General features: G+C 74.1%; 19 protein-coding genes and 1 pseudogene. 6 read left to right on the top strand and 14 right to left on the bottom strand.

Annotation, left to right across the window (positions count from 1 at the left end; translation table 11 throughout):
• Nucleotides 1-3: 3 nt before the first annotated feature.
• Together C3489_RS31400 and C3489_RS31395 are read right to left on the bottom strand one after the other, a co-directional pair.
• The gene (locus C3489_RS31400; RefSeq protein ID WP_103785499.1) at nucleotides 4-690 is read right to left on the bottom strand and encodes an alpha/beta fold hydrolase; all 687 of its coding nucleotides are present in this window, start codon (nucleotides 688-690) and stop codon (nucleotides 4-6) included.
• Nucleotides 691-755: 65 nt separating this feature from the next.
• Complete coding sequence (locus C3489_RS31395) at nucleotides 756-1,208, bottom strand: MarR family winged helix-turn-helix transcriptional regulator (RefSeq protein WP_258055033.1); 453 nt, start codon at nucleotides 1,206-1,208, stop codon at nucleotides 756-758.
• Nucleotides 1,209-1,337: 129 nt separating this feature from the next.
• Here C3489_RS31395 and C3489_RS31390 point away from each other — a divergent pair, with 129 nt between their 5' ends.
• Both C3489_RS31390 and C3489_RS31385 read left to right on the top strand, forming a co-directional pair.
• Nucleotides 1,338-1,898, top strand: coding sequence for a quercetin 2,3-dioxygenase (locus C3489_RS31390; RefSeq protein WP_103785498.1), 561 nt, complete (start codon nucleotides 1,338-1,340; stop codon nucleotides 1,896-1,898).
• Nucleotides 1,899-1,903: 5 nt separating this feature from the next.
• Nucleotides 1,904-2,437 (top strand): DUF1427 family protein, encoded by a 534-nt coding sequence (locus tag C3489_RS31385; RefSeq protein WP_146075376.1) that lies wholly within the window; start codon nucleotides 1,904-1,906, stop codon nucleotides 2,435-2,437.
• Nucleotides 2,438-2,444: 7 nt separating this feature from the next.
• On the opposite strand, the gene C3489_RS31380 is transcribed toward C3489_RS31385, so the two are convergent.
• From C3489_RS31380 to C3489_RS31375, 3 genes and pseudogenes are all read right to left on the bottom strand, one after another.
• On the bottom strand, nucleotides 2,445-2,978 hold the full coding sequence (locus C3489_RS31380) for a DoxX family protein (protein ID WP_103785496.1): 534 nt from the start codon (nucleotides 2,976-2,978) through the stop codon (nucleotides 2,445-2,447).
• Nucleotides 2,979-3,293: 315 nt separating this feature from the next.
• A pseudogene (locus C3489_RS39680) lies at nucleotides 3,294-3,437 on the bottom strand (ABC transporter permease); the annotation flags it as partial.
• Nucleotides 3,438-3,647: 210 nt separating this feature from the next.
• The gene (locus C3489_RS31375; protein ID WP_103785495.1) at nucleotides 3,648-3,995 is read right to left on the bottom strand and encodes a winged helix-turn-helix domain-containing protein; all 348 of its coding nucleotides are present in this window, start codon (nucleotides 3,993-3,995) and stop codon (nucleotides 3,648-3,650) included.
• Between the two features lie 131 nt (nucleotides 3,996-4,126).
• Between C3489_RS31375 and C3489_RS31370 the strand changes: the two genes are divergently transcribed.
• Entirely contained in the window at nucleotides 4,127-4,888 is a 762-nt protein-coding gene (locus C3489_RS31370) for an anti-sigma factor antagonist (RefSeq protein ID WP_308460830.1), read from the top strand.
• Between the two features lie 7 nt (nucleotides 4,889-4,895).
• Here the strand turns inward: C3489_RS31370 and C3489_RS31365 are convergent, their stop codons facing one another.
• Nucleotides 4,896-6,656 (bottom strand): NlpC/P60 family protein, encoded by a 1,761-nt coding sequence (locus C3489_RS31365; RefSeq protein ID WP_103785494.1) that lies wholly within the window; start codon nucleotides 6,654-6,656, stop codon nucleotides 4,896-4,898.
• A gap of 187 nt (nucleotides 6,657-6,843) precedes the next feature.
• Between C3489_RS31365 and C3489_RS31360 the strand changes: the two genes are divergently transcribed.
• A complete protein-coding gene (locus C3489_RS31360) occupies nucleotides 6,844-7,620 on the top strand; it encodes a chitosanase (protein ID WP_103785510.1) in 777 nt (258 codons plus the stop codon).
• Nucleotides 7,621-7,719: 99 nt separating this feature from the next.
• Here C3489_RS31360 and C3489_RS31355 read toward each other — a convergent pair whose 3' ends face one another.
• The 6 genes from C3489_RS31355 to C3489_RS31330 all read right to left on the bottom strand — a co-directional run bounded on the left by C3489_RS31355 (nucleotide 7,720) and on the right by C3489_RS31330 (nucleotide 12,858).
• Complete coding sequence (locus C3489_RS31355; RefSeq protein ID WP_103785493.1) at nucleotides 7,720-8,592, bottom strand: trypsin-like serine protease; 873 nt, start codon at nucleotides 8,590-8,592, stop codon at nucleotides 7,720-7,722.
• A gap of 112 nt (nucleotides 8,593-8,704) precedes the next feature.
• On the bottom strand, nucleotides 8,705-9,598 hold the full coding sequence (locus C3489_RS31350; RefSeq protein WP_103785492.1) for a hypothetical protein: 894 nt from the start codon (nucleotides 9,596-9,598) through the stop codon (nucleotides 8,705-8,707).
• Between the two features lie 15 nt (nucleotides 9,599-9,613).
• Complete coding sequence (locus C3489_RS31345; protein WP_103785491.1) at nucleotides 9,614-10,378, bottom strand: metallophosphoesterase; 765 nt, start codon at nucleotides 10,376-10,378, stop codon at nucleotides 9,614-9,616.
• Entirely contained in the window at nucleotides 10,375-10,620 is a 246-nt protein-coding gene (locus C3489_RS31340; protein WP_103785490.1) for a BON domain-containing protein, read from the bottom strand. Before C3489_RS31340 ends, C3489_RS31345 begins: the two co-directional genes overlap by 4 nt.
• The gene (locus C3489_RS31335) at nucleotides 10,617-11,291 is read right to left on the bottom strand and encodes a nucleotidyltransferase family protein (protein WP_103785489.1); all 675 of its coding nucleotides are present in this window, start codon (nucleotides 11,289-11,291) and stop codon (nucleotides 10,617-10,619) included. The genes C3489_RS31340 and C3489_RS31335 overlap by 4 nt, the downstream gene beginning before the upstream one ends.
• A 103-nt stretch (nucleotides 11,292-11,394) precedes the next feature.
• Complete coding sequence (locus tag C3489_RS31330; RefSeq protein WP_103785488.1) at nucleotides 11,395-12,858, bottom strand: aminotransferase class I/II-fold pyridoxal phosphate-dependent enzyme; 1,464 nt, start codon at nucleotides 12,856-12,858, stop codon at nucleotides 11,395-11,397.
• Between the two features lie 163 nt (nucleotides 12,859-13,021).
• Between C3489_RS31330 and C3489_RS31325 the strand changes: the two genes are divergently transcribed.
• Nucleotides 13,022-14,236, top strand: coding sequence for an amidohydrolase (locus tag C3489_RS31325; RefSeq protein ID WP_103785487.1), 1,215 nt, complete (start codon nucleotides 13,022-13,024; stop codon nucleotides 14,234-14,236).
• On the opposite strand, the gene C3489_RS31320 is transcribed toward C3489_RS31325, so the two are convergent.
• The gene (locus tag C3489_RS31320) at nucleotides 14,203-14,874 is read right to left on the bottom strand and encodes a bifunctional 2-polyprenyl-6-hydroxyphenol methylase/3-demethylubiquinol 3-O-methyltransferase UbiG (RefSeq protein ID WP_103785486.1); all 672 of its coding nucleotides are present in this window, start codon (nucleotides 14,872-14,874) and stop codon (nucleotides 14,203-14,205) included. The genes C3489_RS31325 and C3489_RS31320 overlap by 34 nt on opposite strands.
• 379 nt (nucleotides 14,875-15,253) lie before the next feature.
• Between C3489_RS31320 and C3489_RS31315 the strand changes: the two genes are divergently transcribed.
• A complete protein-coding gene (locus C3489_RS31315; RefSeq protein WP_103785485.1) occupies nucleotides 15,254-16,636 on the top strand; it encodes an alpha-lytic protease prodomain-containing protein in 1,383 nt (460 codons plus the stop codon).
• A 52-nt stretch (nucleotides 16,637-16,688) separates the two neighbouring features.
• Here C3489_RS31315 and C3489_RS31310 read toward each other — a convergent pair.
• Nucleotides 16,689-17,367 (bottom strand): serine hydrolase (locus C3489_RS31310; protein ID WP_103785484.1); only part of this gene is annotated, 679 nt, incomplete at its 5' end.

The raw sequence follows: 17,367 nt of genomic DNA, 5'->3' as shown, positions 1-17,367 counted from the left end.
CGGTCAGCGGCCCGACAGGAACGCGGCGACGGCGCGAGTGAAGTCCTCGGGCGCCTCGTCGTGGACCATGTGGCCGACCGGGATCGTGATCATCCGCGCGGCCGGGATGCGGCGGGCCAGCTCGGCCACGCCGTCCTGCGGGATGTGGCTGGCCGGACCGCCCGCCACCACCAGGGTCTCGGCGGTGATGCGGTCCAGCCGGTCGAGCCAGGCCGGGTCGGGTGTGTCGAGCTGCGGCCGCAGGGCCGTCACCACGTCCCAGTCGAAACCGAGTGGACCGTCCGGGCGGACGGGCGCCGTCGGGGTGCGGGGGCGGGGCACCGGGACGTCCTCCAGGACCAGCCGCGCCACCCGGTGCGGACGCTCCTGCGCCAGCAGATGGGCGACGACGCCGCCCAGCGAGTGCCCGACCACGTCCACCGCGCCGAGCCCCCGCGCGTCCAGGAAGCCGAGCACGTCGGAGACCATCAGCTGCAGCGAGTACGTCCCGGGCCACTCGCTGCGGCCGTGCCCGCGCAGATCGAGGGCGTACACCCGCCGCTCGGCGGCGAGCGCCGGCGCCACCGTGTGCCAGCTGCGGGCGTCCTCGCCGAGCGCGTGCAACAGCACGACGGGCGGGGCGTTGTGCGGTCCGTACACCTCGTGGGCGAGCCGGACGCCGTTCACGACGAGCGCGCGTTGATCCACCATGCCCGGAGGCTAGCCGCGCCGCCTCGCCGCCCGGCCGGAAATTCGCCGACCGCAGAGCGGCCTGCTCAGGGCGCCTCGACCAGCGGCGGCTCGCCGCGCGGCAGAGCGAGCGCCTCCCGCAGCGCGGCGGCCGGGCCCGCCCCGATCCGCTCGGCCAGCACCTGTTCGATCCGGGCGAGGGTCGCCTGGGCGCGGGCGTGCACCCGCGCGCCCTCGGCCGTGATGCGGATCAGCCGGGTGCGGGCCGAGGCGGGGTCGGGAACCTGCTCCAGCAGCCCCAGGGCGACCAGCCCGTGCACCGCCTGGTGCGCGGTCTGCCGGGTGACCCCGATCCGGCGCGCGATGTCGGACACCGTGGTGCCCTCCGGGTCGAGGCTCGCGAAGACGAGGCCCTGGGCGCTGGTCACCGGCTGCTCGCCGGCGGCGCGCATGCTGGCGAAGAGCGCGTCCTCGAACCAGCGGCGGGCGTCGGCGAGCAGCAGCGCCATGTTCGGTGCGGGGTCTGCGTGGTGGGTCATGGCTCCTCGGTGGGTCGGACACCCGAGCATACGGGCCGCGTCCGCGCACAGGGGGATTGCCATCCCCTGCTTGTCAGGTAGCCTGACGTTCATTCGTCAGGTTACCTGACACGTTCCGGAGGTTCCCCCATGACCGTCGAGTTCGCCGGCCGCCGGCGCAGCGGCTCCCTCATCCCGGCCGAACCGGGCACGCCGTACTTCATCGAGAAGGGCAGGGGAGACCGGGCCCACCTCTTCGGCGACCTGGTCACCGTCTACGCGGGCGGCCCGCAGACCGAGAACGGCTTCAACTTCTTCACCGTCGAGGGTCCCCGGGGCGACGTCATCCCGGCCCATCTGCACCCCGGCACCTACGAGGTCTTCTACGTCACCCACGGCGCCGTCCGCGTCTTCGTGGAGGACCTGCGGGGCGAGCAGACCGAACGGCTGCTGACCGCAGGCGACTTCGGCTTCGTACCGAAGAACTGCCCGCACGCCTACCGCATCGAGCGCCACCACAGCCAGATCGTCGGCGTGGCCGCCGGACCCGGCGGCACCTTCGAGCGCTTCTTCGAGTCCCTCGGCACACCCACCGACGAACTCGGCCTGCCCACACAGCCGTTCGTGCCGGAACCGGAGAAGTTCGCGACCGTGCCGCAGCACTACGACGTGACCTTCCTGCCCGGCCACCAGTGGCACACCGGGGGCTGACCGCAGTGGCCTTCGCACGCGCCCTCGCCGCCGGCGTCCTGGTGGGCCTGCTGTACGCCGCCCTGCGGGTGAAGTCGCCCGCCCCGCCGCCCGTCGCCCTGTTCGGACTGCTCGGCAAGCTCGCCGGCCAGAGCCTCCCGGCGGCGCTGTACGCCCTCACCGCCGGGCGTCCGGTCGCCGGATGCGTGGTCTGGTACGGGCCCGCCGACCTCACCGGTGCCGGCCCGCACACGCCGGAGGGGCTGCTGCTCGGCCATGCCCCCGCGGCCGACCCCGGCCGTGCGCGCCGGGCGAGCCCCGTCGGCCGGGCCGGGGCGGAGGCGCCGCCGTTCCTGCTGCTGCAAGGCGACGGCGACACGATGGTCCCGGTCGCCCAGTCCGAGGCGCTCGCCACCGCCCTGCGGTCGGCCGGTGCCGACGTCACCTTCCGTGCCGTGGCGGGCGCCGACCACCTGTGGATCGGCGCACCGGATGAGGCGGTGGAGGACGTCTTCGCACAGTCCGTGGCCTTCGCCGCACGGGTCACGCGGCGCCGCTGAGAGGGTTTCAGCCGGCCATCTTCGCCCGCAGAGCGCCCGCTGCGGCTGCCGGGCGGGCCGTGACACGTGCGGTGCGCCGCACCAGGTGCGCCTCGTGGCGCAGGTCCCGTGCCCCGTGCCGGCCGCGCCACAGCAGCGACGGGGCGCCCGCGGTGTCGTCGGCGGCGATGAGCAGCCCGCCGAGCATGGAGAGGTTCTTCAGGAAGTGGATGCGCTGCTGGGCCCGCTGGGCGGGGTCGTCCGCCTCCCAGAAGCGGTGCCCGGCCAGCGTGGTCGGCACCAGGGTGCCGGCCAGCGCCAGCGCCGCCAGCCGCGGCATCCGGCCGGTGGCCAGCAGCAGGCCGCCCACCACCTGCACGGCCCCGCTCAGCCGCACCGCCTGCTCGGTGCGCTCCGGCAGCAGCGGCACCCGCTCCCGGATCGGGCCGACGACGGGCTCGGCGGCGGGGGCGACCTGGTGCGGGGCGCGCACCGAGTTCAGACCACCGGAGACGAACATGGACGCGAGCAGGGGACGGCCGACGAGGCGCAGCACACTCATGACAACTCTCCGAGGGGTCGGACGGACAGTGATCACCGGGTTCCCGACAGGGGACGGTGAATGCGTGGCCCTCCGGGGGGAGGGACGGGGCTGGGCGGAGCCGGGATTCGCCCCCAGACCAGGAGCAGCCTGCGTGCGAGGACCGAGGCAGGGTGGGGAGCCTGCGCGATCCCTGGGCGTGGCCGTGTGTCGTCCCGAGGGCAGGGCCGTCGGCTGCGCGATTCGCAGGGGGGCGGCGGTCCCCGCGGGCGTCGGCAGGGCGCACGGCCCACGACCGGCGCGGTCTCGGCCGGCACCTGCGCCACGGAGGCGCCCGTACGAGCCCGCGAACAGCCCGGCGGCGGCCGCGAGGATCAGCGCCGGCACGGTGGCCGGCAGCAGCGGCGAGTCCCGGAACGCGGACCGGCGCTCCGCGCGTGTCGGCGGCCGGCCGTGGCCGCCGTGGGGCGTGTCGGCCATCGCGCGCACTCTCCCTCCAGCCACGCACGACCCTGGCACATCCGCCGGGCACCGGCACCAGATGGCCGTGCATTGGAGGTGCGGGGCCGAGGGTGCGCCCCGGACCCGCGCGCTTGAGGCTCCTTCAACAAAGGCAGGAAAGAGGGGAGTAGCCGCCGCACCGGCCGCCGGCAGCGTGGACCGGTCCGGCCGGCGGCCCGTGACCGTGGGTCAGCGGGCCTCGGCGCTGCGGGCCGGGCCGGGCAGCTGTGAGCGGTCCGCTTCGTCCTGGACGAGCAGGGACAGCAGCGACGCCACGGTCAGCCCGGCCTCGGCGGGGTGACGCAGCACCTTGCCGGGGTCGATGCTGTAGACGTTGCCGCGCCCTTCCCTCGTGTGCGAGAGGTAGCCGTCCTGTTCGAGATCCGAGATGATCTTCTGGACGGCGCGCTCCGTCAGTCGGCAGTGCGCGGCGATGTCGCGGATGCGTGCGCTGTGGTTATCGGCGATGGCGGCCAGGACCCGGGCGTGATTGGTCAGGAACGTCCACCCGGTGTGTGGCTCAGGGACTCCCTCCATGGGGCGATTCTATGGCTTCGGGTTCGTGTATACAAAGACCCGAAGAAGATTTCATGTATATGTTGACGTGTTGCGTCGGGCGGGGGAGTCTGGAGCGAGAGACGGTCATCTGTTGACCGGGGGAGGCGGTCATGCCGGAGCCTGCGTACGAGGAGGGTTCCTCGGCCGGGGACGGCCTCGGGTACACGGTCGCGACGGGCGCGTCGCCGCCGCGTCCCGCGCGGTCACCGCGTATGCCGGTGGTCGACGTGCACAACGACGGCCAGGGCGTACGCGTCACCGTGCGGGGTGAACTCGACCTGGACGCGGCCGAGACGCTGGACCGCGCGCTGCGCGCTGCCCTGTCCCGGTCGGCCGAGGGGATCCAACTGGACCTGGCGGGCGTGGAGTTCTGCGACTGCTCGGCGCTCAACGTGCTGCTCACGCACCGGCGCCGGGCCCTGGACGACGGAAAGACCCTCGTGGTGGACGGCGCCTCCCCGGCGGTGCTGCGGCTGATGGAGCTGACCGGCACCCAGGTGCTGTTCGCCGCCGACGCCGGCGGGGAGTCCGGACCGTCCGGCGACGACACCCTGGAGGACCTGCGCGTCGAGGTCGTGCAGCTGCGCCGAGCCATGCAGACCAGGCCGGTGATCGACCTGGCCCGCGGCATCCTGATGGCGTCCTTCGGGCTCGATCCCGAGGACGCCTGGACGGTGCTGGTCATGGCCTCCCAGAACACCAACACCAAACTGCACCACCTGGCCCGTGACCTGGTCGACGCCGTGACCGGCGAGGCGCTGGGCGAGCCGGTCCGGCAGCAGCTCGCCGCCGCCGTCGCCAAGGTCGCCCCGCCCCCGCCCGGCCGGGACCGGGCGGGGGGCCGAGCGGCCGAGGGGCCGGGCCAGGGCTGAGCAGGCGTCAGATGCGGCGCACCGTGTGCAGCGTCTTGGCGTACGTGCCCGTGCCGTCCAGCAGGGACGCACCGCCCAGGTCGCCCATGGTCGGCCCGTTCACGGTCTTGCGGCTGGACAGGAAGCGGCGCTTGCCGGCCGCGTCCTTGCCCAGGTATATGCCGACGTGGTCCACGGTCGGCGTCGGGTTGTCGTCGCCGGAGTCGGCGTTGAACAGCACGAGGTCGCCGGCCTGGAGCTGGGTCGCGGCCGGCGGGTTGGTGCCGTCGGTCCGGTCGACGACGACACCGGGCGCGTAGTCCACGATGTACCGGGAGTTGCGCGGGATGCGCAGACCCGAGGTGTCCTGGCCCTGCGCCAGCGGCACGCCCATGTGGTAGCCGTACACCATGCGGGTGTAGCCGGAGCAGTCCAGGTTGCCGACCTGCTTGCTCGACGGACCGGTGTACGACCCGTCGGGGAAGGTCCAGCCGACGTTCATGTACTCGTGGAAGTCGGCGCCCTCGTAGCGGTAGCCGTGCGGGTCCAGGTAGCCGTAGCCGGACTCGCCGAGCACCTGCTTGCCCTGGGCCGGGCCCGCGCCCGCCGTGACCGCGGGGGCGCCGCCGAGGAACATCGCGGCGTACGCCAGCACGTCCGGGACCGTCGAGCCGGCCCAGCCGCGGATGGTCTGCTCCAGCGCGGCCGTCCAGGTGCCGTCGAACGGCTGCGGAAGCACGCGCACCCAGTCGCCGTGGGTGACGCTCGGCGGCGTGTCCCAGGTCGCGGCGGACACCTCGAAGCGGCTGACGGACAGCTTCACCGGCAGGTTAGTGCAGCCGTCGTTGGCCAGGGCGCGCAGGCCCACCCGGCCCTTGCCGAAGGTGGCGTCGGTGACGTCGAAAGTCCAGGCCGAGGGCTCGGTGGACGTCGAGCGCCACGCCTTCACGCGGATCCGCGCGCCCTCCCGGCGCACCCGGATGGTGAAGTCGGTGCCGGCCCCGACGCCGGTCGCGATGGTCACCGCCGAGGAGGCAAGCTGCGTGACGGTGTCCGCGACCTCCTTCTCGACGCGCAGTTCGACCGCGCCCGTGGTCAGGAAGGACAGCCGGGCCCGGTAGTTGTTGTGGGTGTCCTGGTAGCCGAAGGACAGCGCGAACGAACACGCCTGGCCGGTGGGCACCTTGTCGAACCGGCCCACGCAGCGCACGTCGACGTCGGTGATCTCGTCGTCCCGCACGGTGGCGTGCCGGCTGGAGAAGTCGGTCGTCAGCGAGATGACGCCGGCGCCCGGGGTGACGGAGTAGTCGGTCGCGTTCGGGCCGAGCGTCGACCAGCTGCCGCCGCCGGGGGACATGCCCCAGTACTGCTGCTGGTCCGCGGGCAGCGTGGTGTCCGGCAGGGTGCGCTGGAAGTCGTCCACGAACGGGCGCTTGTTCTCCGCGAACGTGCGCGTGGGGCCGGGCAGGACGACCGTGCGGGCGCCGTGGGTGAGCAGGGCGACGCGCTTGCCGCCGGAGGTCACCTCGGTGCGGGTGGGCGTCCCGGACAGCACGGTGGCGGTCAGCGGGCTGGCCAGCGTGACCGGGGTGAAGTAGGAGACGTTCAGCGGCGGGAGCGTGACCGCCGACTGGGCGCCGCCCAGCCCGGAGGGCGCGGTGAACGGGTCGACCGGGGTGACCGGCGCGGGGGCGGCCTGGGCCTCGGAGGCGGCCAGGGTGGCGAGCGGCACGGAGGCGGCGGACGCCGCGAGGACGGCGAGGAGTTGACGCCGTGATGTGTTGATCATGGGCACATCATGGCCTTGTTCGATCACACGAACTTCACCACCCCCGGGTTACGGTCGAAGCGGTCTGATAGTAAACCTTCCTATCAGTGAGCACCACGGTCCAACTCCCCACCCCCCACCTTCACTTGGAGTCCCCGTGACGCATCCCCACCCCGACCCGGCCCTGCGCCGGCGTACCCTCCTTGCCATGACCGGCGCCTTCACCGCAGCTTCCTTCTTCGGCTTCTTCCGGGCCTCGGCGGCACCCGCGACCGCCACCGGACTCGACGACCCGGCGAAGAAGGAGATCGCCATGCAGCTCGTGTCGAGCGCGGAGAACTCCTCGCTCGACTGGAAGGCGCAGTACCGGTACATCGAGGACATCGGCGACGGCCGCGGCTACACCGCCGGCATCATCGGCTTCTGCTCCGGCACCGGCGACATGCTCGACCTGGTCGAGCTGTACACCGACCGCGTGCCCGGCAACGTCCTCGCGCCCTACCTGCCGGCCCTGCGCCGGGTCGACGGCACCGACTCGCACGAGGGCCTGGACCCGGACTTCCCCCGCGACTGGCGCGAGGCGGCCCGCGACAGCGCCTTCCGGCAGGCGCAGAACGACGAACGCGACCGTGTCTACTTCGACCCGGCCGTCCGCCAGGGCAAGAGCGACGGACTGCGCGTCCTCGGCCAGTTCTGCTACTACGACGCCCTCGTCATGCACGGCGACGGCGACGACCCCACCAGCTTCCGCAACATCCGCAAGCGGGCCCTGCGCAAGGCCGAGCCGCCCGCGCGGGGCGGCGACGAGGTGCGCTACCTCGACGCGTTCCTCGACGCGCGCGTGTGGGCGATGAAACAGGAGGAGGCCCACAGCGACACCAGCCGCGTCGACACCGCCCAGCGGGTCTTCCTGCGCCAGGGCAACCTCGACCTCGACCCGCCGCTGGACTGGAAGGTCTACGGCGACAGCTACCACATCGGCTGACAGCACGGCCCCGCACCCGCGAGGCAGGCTGAGCACGTACCACCCCACGCACCGAACGACGGCCGGGCACCCCGCGGCACCCGGCCGTCCGCCGTGCGGCTACGGCAGTTTCACGAACGGGGACAGGAAGCCCCGCGCGCCCGGAGTGTCCAGCCGGTAGGTGACGTTCGTGGCGTAGCACGGGGTGTCACCGGTGATCGTCGTGGCCGCCAGGACGCGTCTGCCGCCCAGCACCGCGAAGTTGGGGCCGCCCGAATCGCCGTAGCAGGCGCCGCCGTTGCCCTGCGGCGCGGTCATCGCGAGCCGCACCCAGGCCGGGTTGAGGGCGTCGAAGGTCACCGGCGCCTTCATCCGGACGCCGCCGCCCGGATGCGTCTGGCCGCCGGGACCGCGCGCCGCCTCCTGGGTGCCGTACCCGGCGACGAGCCAGTCGGTGGAGTTCAGCCCCCGCGGCCCGAGCGCGTCCAGTTGGCCGGCGGTGGGCAGCGCGGCCGGCGTGAACGACCAGCGGGCGGCGACCTTCGCCGCGGGCAGCTGGATCACGGCGATGTCGTGCGGGTCCGAGGCCGGGCCCGGATAGGCGGGATGGGTGTGGGCCGTGCCCTCGACGCCGACGGCGCGCGCCTGGGCGGCCGGGTCGCCGGGGTACGCCTTCGCGGCGGCGTTCAGAGCGGACTGCACGTCCTGGTCGAGGGAGACGTAGAAGCGCACGTTCTCCGGCCAGTCGGTGGTGCAGTGCGCGGCGGTCAGGAAGGTGTCGGCGTCGACCATCGTGCCGGAGCAGACCCAGTCCACCCGGTCCGGGGTGCTCGGGTCGCCGTCGTCGTCCCAGGTGGCCACGAGCGCGCCGACCTCGGTGCGTTCGGGCGCGGGCGCGGCGTTGTAGGAGTTGATCGCCGAGGACGGCACCGCGACGGCGAGCACGGTGGCGCAGGCCGCGGCGGTCAGAGCGGTGATGCGGAGCGCGGTCAAGAAGAACCCCTTCGCTGGGTGTGGACAGGTGTTCTCCTGTGGGAGGTGGGGGAATTGAATCCCCCCGGGGCAGGCGGCGGCAAGACGTGGGCGCCCTGGGACGGGCCGCCGGTCAGGTCTCGTCCGCGCCCTCCAGCTCCGCCAGTCTCGTCGCCGCCGTCATCGCGCGGCGCCGCGACTCCCGCAGCCGGCGGTCCGCCGTACGGGCCCGCTCGTGTGCCTCGCGTTCGGCGGCCTGCGCCGCGCGCTGCTCCTCCTCGGCCCGCTCCAGGCGCTCGCGCAGCTCGCCCACGAGCCGGCGCCCTTCCTGTGCCCGTCGTTCGGCGTCGGCGGCCCGCGAGGCGATGTCCGCCGCCTCCTTCTCCGCCGCGTCCAGCTCCCGCTGCGCCGCGTCGGCGTCCTCGCGCGCCCGCTCCAGGCGCCGGCGCCGCTCCGCCTCCCGTGCGCTGTCCCGGCGGGCCGGGGCCGGTGCCCGTTTCGCCGTGGCCTTCGTGGCGGCCGTGGCCGTCCGCCGTACCGCCTGCGCTTCGGCGACGGGGAAACCGACCGGCTGATCCAGGGGTTTGACCAGGCGCCCGGCGGACCAGGCGTCTGCCGCCTCCGGGTCGGCGAGCACCGCGTGCAGGGTGGCCTCCACCTCGCGCTGGGCGTCGTCGCCGATCGGATGCCCGGCCTCCTCGGCCAGCTGCCGGGCCTGCCGGGCCAGCGCGCCGACGAGCGAGCGCTGCCGGCGCGTCAGCTCGCGCAACTGCCCGCCGTCCAGCTCCCGGTGCGCCTGCCGCAGCCCCTCGCCCAGTTCCAGCAGCGGGGCGACCGCGTCGGGCCGCTCGCGCACCAGCAGGTTGGCCGCCCACGCCGACAGGCTCGGGCGGCGCAGCCGGGCGATCTCCCCGGCGAGCGACCGGTCGCCGGCCTTGCGGGCCGCGGCCGCGCGGGCGTTGCGGGCGGCGGTGAAGTCCTCGGGCCGCAGCCCGTACAGCTCGTCGGCGACCGTGTCCAGGTCCACCGGGCCGTCCCGGCCTCAGCGCGCCCGCTGTGCCCCCGCGGCGGCCGGCACCCGGTCCGGCTCCGGCAGGTGGTACACGTGGAAGGCCCGCCCGATCACCGGCTGGGCGACGTTGCGCACCCGCACACCGCCGCTCGTCATCCCGTGCTCCGTGCCCGCGTGCGCGTGCCCGTGCACCGCCAGGTCGGCGCCGGCCTCGTCGATCGCCTCGGCCAGCATGTAGCTGCCCAGGAAGGGATAGATCTCCAGCGGCTCGCCCGCGAGGGTGTCCGGCACGGGGGAGAAGTGGGTCAGCGCCACGCGCACGGCGCAGTCCTGCCCGGCGAGCCGCTCCAGCGCCGAGCGCAGTCCGTCGGCGCAGCGGCGCGAGTAGCGCACGAACTCCTTCATCAGCGGCTCACCGAACTCCCCGGCGTTCCGGCCGGCGAAGCCCCCGCCGAACCCCTTGGTGCCGGCCACGCCGATCCGCCCGGCCGGGCAGTCGACCACGGTTTCCTCGCCCTCCAGGACACGCGCGCCACCGTCCTTCAGGATCGCCGTGACCTCCTCGGGCCGCTCGCCGTGGTGGTCGTGGTTGCCCAGCACGGCCACCACCGGCACCGCCAGGCCGGCGATCTCCCGCGCCACCACCCGGGCCTCCTCCGGCGTGCCGTGCCGGGTCAGGTCGCCGGCCAGCAGAAGCACGTCGGCGCAGTCGGACAGGGTGTCGAACGCGGGCCGCAGCACCCCCTGGCTGTCGGGGCCCATGTGGATGTCTCCGACGGCTGCGATGCGGATCATGCCAGCTCCTCCGCCTGGTCGGGGGACGACGCCTCGGCGACGACGAGGTCGCAGTGCACCGTGAGGTCCTCCAGCGCCTCGGCCACCAGCCGCGCGACCTCGTCGCGGCAGTGGGCGGACGGCACGGTGCCCGTCACCAGGACCGACTCCCCGTGCACGACGACCTGCACGCCCAGCTCGGCCAGGGTCCCTTCGGCGAGGCGTTCGCGCAGGTGGGCGACGCGGTAGTCCATGGTGCTCATGGATGCTCCTTCGACGGGGCGATCACGTTCAGGCGTTCGAGGAGGAACAGGAAGGCCGCCGGCATCGGCTCCTGGCCGCACTCGGCGCGCACCCGCTCCCAGTCGACCTTCTCGCGCAGGGCACGCGCGACGGGCAGTACGGCGCCGAAGTCGCAGTAGTGCTCGGAGAACGCGGAGACCAGGCTGGCCACCAGGTCCGTGGCCGACAGCACCGGCATGACCACCGACTCGACCGGCATCTCCTCGGCCCGGTCGAGCATCTCGGTCGTCACGGGCCGGTGGGCCAGCTCGAAGATGATGTCGATCGACTGGCCGAAGCACTCCGTCTTCAGCAGCCAGTCCTCCGGCGGGACGAGCACCTCCAGGCCGCCCTCACGCAGCGTGCCGGCGACCGCCTCCGCGTCCTCGGCGCGGACGCAGAAGTCGGCGTCGTGCTGCAGATTCGTGCCGGCGCCGTGCGCGTACGCGGCGACGCTGCCGGCCAGGGCGAACCGGTGGCCGTTCTGCTTCAGCAGCGCGCCCACCTGCTTGGCCGCCTCCAGGATCGCCTGGGTGCGGTCCCGCGGCAGCTCCTGTGTGCCCGCGACCTCCGGCGGCAACACCGTCGCCAGCCGCAGCGCGGCGCCCGACGTGTCGCGGGCGGTGGCCCGGTCGTCACCGTGCTGCGTCATCACCACTCCCTCCGGCACGACGGCTTGGACGCGGCGCCCGGAGCCGTACCCGCCGCGCCCTGTAGCGGACTCCAAGTACCCGGGGCACGGCCCCCGACACGGATCATGTCCGGGCCACCACCCGCAGGGTGCGCACCGTCGGGTCGGCGGCGTCCGGGATGAGCACCCCGTGCTCCACGCCGCTGCGCAGATAGTCCAGCACCTCGTCGGTGACGACCTCACCGGGCGCGATCACCGGGACACCCGGCGGGTACGGGCTGATCATCTCCGCGCTGATGCGTCCCGCGGCCCGCTCGGCGGGTACGTGCTCGACGGGCGCGAAGAACGCCTCCCTCGGCAGCATCGCCTGCTCCAGTTCCAGTGCGGACGGTTCCGGCAGCCGGACGTACGGCTGCCGCTCGATGGTGTCGGCCTTCTCCACCAGCGCCCGCAGCGCGTCCAGCAGGACCCGCTCGGTGGTGTCGTCGTCGGCGTGCGTGATCGAGGCGCTGATCCGGCAGGTGTCGGAGCCGCCCATGTCCACGTGCCGGTTCGCGCGCAGCCACTCGGTGGCCTGCATGCCGCTGATGCCGAGCCCGCGGACATCGATCACGATCTTGAGCGGGTCGAAGGCGGCGGCCAGCCCCTCCTCGACGATCTCCCCGCCCATGACCCGCAACCCCGGCAGCTCGCCGGCGGCCGCCCGGATCCGCCGTGCCCGGTGCAGCGCCGCGTCCAGCAGCTCGTGCCCCTGCTCCACCATCTGGCGGCGCCAGCCGTCCAGGGTCGCGAACACCAGCGTCGAGGCGCTGGTGGTGCCCAGCAGGTCCTCGCGCTGCTTGAGCGCCTCGCTGGAGATCCGGTCGTACTGCAGGTGGAAGACGGAGCTCTGCTCGATGGCGCCGCCCATCTTGTGCACGCTGGTCAGGACCAGGTCGGCCTCGGCGTCCATGCCCCAGGCCGGCAGCTCGGGGTGGAACGGCAGATGAGCGCCCCACGCCTCGTCCACGATGAGCGGCACGTCGAACTCGTGGCAGACCCGCGCCACGCCCGCGATGTCGGCGCACGAGCCCCAGTCGGTCGGGGTGATCAGCAGCATCCCCTTGGCGTCCGGGTGCTCGCGCAGCTTCGCGCGCACGTCGTCCGGCTCCGGCGGATGGGCCAGATGCCGCTCGGCGTCGAACTTCGGGTGCACCCAGATCGGCTCGACCCCGTTGACGACGACGGCCGCCACCACCGACTTGTGCGCGTTGCGGGAGATCAGCAGCTTCTCGCCGGGGCCGGCCGCGGCGAGCATCGCGGTCTTCACCGACAGCGAGCTGCCGCACGTGGAGAAGAACGCCTCCGTCGCGCCGACCGCGTCCGCCATCAGCTCCTGCGCCTGGCTGATCACGCCCTGCGACTGGCGGCGGTCGTCCAGCCCGTTGAGGGAGAGCACGTCGGAGCGGAAGACGTCGATCCCCACGACCTCCGCCACCCGCGGGTCCGCTCCCCGGCCCTGCTTGTGGCCCGGCGGGCCGTAGGCGATGTCGCCACGGCGCCGGAACTCCTGCAGCGCCTCCAGGACGGGCGCACGCGAGTGGTCCATCGTTCCTCCCGGTCGCACGGATCACCGGCCGGGGGCCGGACGGCCGCAGCGGAGCGGCCGTACCCACCGTGTTGCACCGCCACGGCCGGTGAAACTCGCCGGGTGTCAGGGCCGCGGACCCTGGAACCCGTCCGGCCACGATCGCTGCCCTGGGGAAGGACGTGTGACTGTGACACCGGACGGCGTCCACGACGCCCTGCGCACCGAGGTGGCCGCACGGGCCGACGCGCTGTGGGACGTCGCCCTGCGCCTGCACGCCGACCCCGAGTACGCCTTCGCCGAACACCGGGCGGCCGAGCTGCTCAGCGGGGAGCTGGAGCGGGCCGGGCTCGTGGTGGAGCGGGGGGTGGCGGGGCTGCCGACCGCGTTCACCGCCCGCTCGGGCCGCGGCCGGCCCGCGGTGGCGCTGCCGCTGGAGTACGACGCCCTGCCCGGCCTCGGCCACGCCTGCGGCCACAACCTGATCGCCGCCGCCGGACTGGGCGCCGCGCTCGCCCTGCACGCGGTGCTCGGCGGGGCGCAGGGATGCGTGCTGGCGGTCGGCACCCCGGCCGAGGAGGGCGGCGGGGGCAAGGCCGTCGAGGTGGAGGCCGGGGTGTTCGACGACGTCGACGCCGCGCTGATGTTCCATCCGGGGGTCCACGACTTCGTCCGCGCCCCGCTGACCGCGCAGGTGCAGTACCGGGTCGGCTTCCACGGCCGCGCGGCCCACCCCACCGGGAACCCTGCCGAGGGGATCGACGCGCTCGCCGCGCTGGTCGAGCTGTTCAACGTGCTGTCCGCGCTCGGGCGCCGCCTGCCGCCCGCCTCCCATGTACAGGGCATCGTCACGCACGGCGGCACCGCCACCAACATCGTCCCCGAGTACGCCGAGGGCCGCTTCGGCCTGCGCGCGGCCACCACGACGCAACTCGACGCCCTTGTCGGCCAGTTGGACGAGTGCGCGCAGGGTGTGGCACGGGCCACGGGGACCCGGGCCGAGGTGGAGCGCGTCACGGTCCGCTACGAGCACTTCCGGGACTGCGAGGTCCTCTCCGAGCGGTTCGCGGAGCACGTGTCGCGGGCCGGGATCACCCTCACTCCGCCCGTGCCCGGTGTCCAGCTGGGTTCGTCGGACATCGGCAACGTCAGCGGCCGGGTGCCCGCCATCCACCCCTTCGTCGCGATCATGGATGCCGACGGCTCCGACCACACCCCCGAGTTCGCCCGCGCGGCCGCCTCACCACGGGCCCGCGAGGTGCTGACCGCCGCCGCGCAGGCCCTCGCGTGCACGGCGGCGGACGTCCTGCTGGACGGGGACCTGCGCGCGGCCGCGTGGGCGCGGCACCGCGCGGACGACGCCCTTCAGGCGCCCTCGTCCCGGCCGGTAGGGGCCTGACCCTCCTCCCGCCGGCAGTACAGGAACAGATGCGGCTCGGGCGTGCCGGACGGGTGCGCCGGGGTGAACTCGCTGAGGTGGCGGGCCAGGACGGTCAGGCCGGCCGAGCGGGCCAGCGCGGCGAAGTCCTCGGCGCCGAAGCTCGTCGCGCGCACCGGCTGCCCCATGAACTCGATCGGGAGGTCCTCCACGTCCGCGGGCACCGTGGCCAGCACCATGCTGCCTGCCGGGCGCAGGGCCCGCGCCAGCTTCCCGACGACGTCCCGCTGCTCGGGCCGGGACATCTGCAACAGCGAGAAGTACACGCACACCGCGTCCAACGACTCTTCCTCCAGCGGAAGTTCGCGGATGTCGGCGTGGCGGAAGCGGGCCTCGGGGACCTGCCGGGCGGCCAGGGAGACCATGACCGGGGAGACGTCGACGCCCAGCACGTCATGACCGGCCGCGGTCAGCGCGGCGGCGGTCGGCCGTCCGGTGCCGCTGCCCACGTCCAGCACGCGGCTGCCCGGCGCCAGATGCCCCAGCAGCCAGTCCAGGGACGCCAGATGGGCGGGGGAGGAGGCGAACGCCTTCTCGTAGTCCGCGCCCAGCGCGTCGAACACCACCGCCGCCGGTGGCCGTTCCTCGGTCTCGCTCACGGTGCCTCCTGCCTCTCCTTCTGGGATCGTGCCGGGCGCGGACCGCACCCGCCCCCGTGATCCACCCACGTCCACCGGACCATACGCGCGCCGGGCGGCCCGGAGCGGGGATTCCGCCGCATCTCAGGTCCCCCCGCACCGGCGCGTACACCTCCGGACGCAGCCCGGCCGTCCACGTCACGCCCTCCCGGTCCGGACGAGTCGCCGGCGGCGCCTCCCTTCCTGCCGGGCCCGCCTACTGCACTTGCCACCCCATCCGTCCCCCATCGCGGGAAACACCTCCGCCGGTGCCATGAGCCGGGGAGATCGCGGCAAGGCCTATGGCTCCACGACGTCCGACGTCTCGTACCCCTCGTCCGAGCCCAAGGAGGCCTCTCGTATGGTCGGCAGACACACCGCGCGCACCGGCCGCGCCGCCCTGGTGGCGGTCGGCGCCCTCGCCCTGGCCGCGGTCCACCCCGCGGCGGGAGCCGCCGTGCCCCCGCCCGCACCCGGTCCCGTCCCGACCGCGGCGCAGACGCTCGGGGCTGACCGGCCCTCGGCGGCGATGCTGCAGGCTCTCCAGCGCGACCTGAAACTGACCCCCGCCCAGGCCACGGCCCGCCTGGTCAACGAGGCGGAGGCCGGCACCCGGGCGGGCCGGCTGCGCAACTCCCTCGGCGCGCACTTCGCCGGCGCCTGGGTCAAGGGCACCACCGCCGCCGAACTCACGGTGGCCACCACGCGCGCCGCCGACGCCACCGCCATCCGCGCCCAGGGCGCCAAGGCCGCCGTCGTCACCACGTCACTGACCGACCTGCTGGCCGTGAAGACCAAGCTGGACAAGGCCGCCTCGCGCGCGAAGGCCGCGACCACACCCGTGCGGTACGTCGACGTGCGCACCAACCGCGTCGTCGTCCAGGCCACCAGCCGCCAGGCGGGGAACGCCCTGGTCAAGGCCGCGGGCGTGCCCGCGAAGCAGGTCACCGTGCGGGTGTCCAACGAACGGCCCCGCGCGCTCGCGGACATCGTCGGCGGCGACGCGTACGACATCGACGCCACCTTCCGCTGCTCGATCGGCTTCTCCGTCACCAAGGACACCCAGAACGGCTTCGCCACGGCCGGCCACTGCGGCAAGGCCGGCTCGAAGACCACCGCCGCCGGCAGCAGCGTGCAGCAGGGCACCTTCCAGGCGTCCACGTTCCCCGGCAAGGACATGGCGTGGGTCGGCGTCGTCAGCGGCTGGACCACCACGCCCGAGGTGCGCGGCGAGGCGGGCAAGACGGTGGACGTCGCCGGCTCCGTCCAGGCGCTGGTGGGGGCGTCGGTGTGCCGGTCCGGCACCACGAGCGGCTGGCACTGCGGCACGATCCAGCAGGAGAACGCCACCGTCACCTACGAGGAGGGCACCGTCAACGGCCTGACCAAGACCGACGTGTGCGGCGAACCCGGTGACTCGGGCGGCCCGTACGTGGCCGGTGCGCAGGCGCAGGGCGTGACCTCCGGCGGTTCGGGCGACTGCACGAGCGGCGGCACCACGTACTTCCAGCCGATCAACCCGCTGCTGAAGGACCTGGGCCTGACCCTGGTGACCGCCACGGCCCAGACCAACGCCCCCACCCCGCAGGACACCACGGCGGCCGACGCCTGGCGGACGGGCCGGGTGTACGAGGCCGGGGCCACGGTGTCGTACGGCACCGCGCGCTACCAGTGCCTGCAGTCCCACCAGGCGCAGGGAGCGTGGGCACCGGAGACCACCCCGGCGCTGTGGCAGCGCCTGTGACCCACTCCTGAAGCGGTCCGGCCCCCCGGCCTTCGCGGGGGCCGGCGCCCCGTCAGGTCCCGTCGCCCGCCAGCAGCGCGTACGCCGTCGCCACGAAGGGGTCGCCGGCGCGGAACCGGCGGGTGCACACGGCCGCCAGTGCGGTGCCGGTGTCGGGCCGGAAACCCAGGAACGCCTGCTGGCCCAGCGTGGCGCCGCTGTGGAAGTACATCGGCCCGCCGTCGGCCGGATGCCGGAACCAGGTGAGGGTGTGCGTGTGCCGGTGGCCCAGACCGCGGCGCAGTACCGGCACCCGCACGGCCCGCAGCGCGTCCCGCAGCGGTGAGCCGTCCGGATGGAGGTGGGCCTCCAGGAACGTGAGCAGGTCGTGCGGGGTGCCCCGGACGGCGCCTGCCGCCTGGAACCCGCCGGCGTCGAAGCCGTCGGTCGGGGTGCGGCCGTCCTTGGTGTGCCCGACCGCGTCGGTCGCCGGGGAGCCCGCCCGCAGCGCCGTGTCGTGCAGGCCGAGCGGACGCAGGACGTGCGTGGCGATCAGGTCCTCCCACGGTGTCCCGGTCGCCGCGGCCAGTGCGTGGCCGAGCACGGCGACCCCGAAGTTCGAGTAGTGCCAGCGGCTGCCGGGCCGGTGCCGGGGCCGGGCGCGCAGGAAAGCGTCGACGACGCGCTGCGCGGGGTAGCGGGCGTAGGGCTGGGTGCGCCAGGCGGGCAGGGCGCGCGGAAAGAAGTCGGCC

This window comes from Streptomyces sp. Ru71 (assembly GCF_002920535.1).
Taxonomy (GTDB): domain Bacteria; phylum Actinomycetota; class Actinomycetes; order Streptomycetales; family Streptomycetaceae; genus Streptomyces.
Note: the sequence above shows the minus strand (reverse complement) of the source record. Positions and strands in the feature narration are given on the sequence as shown.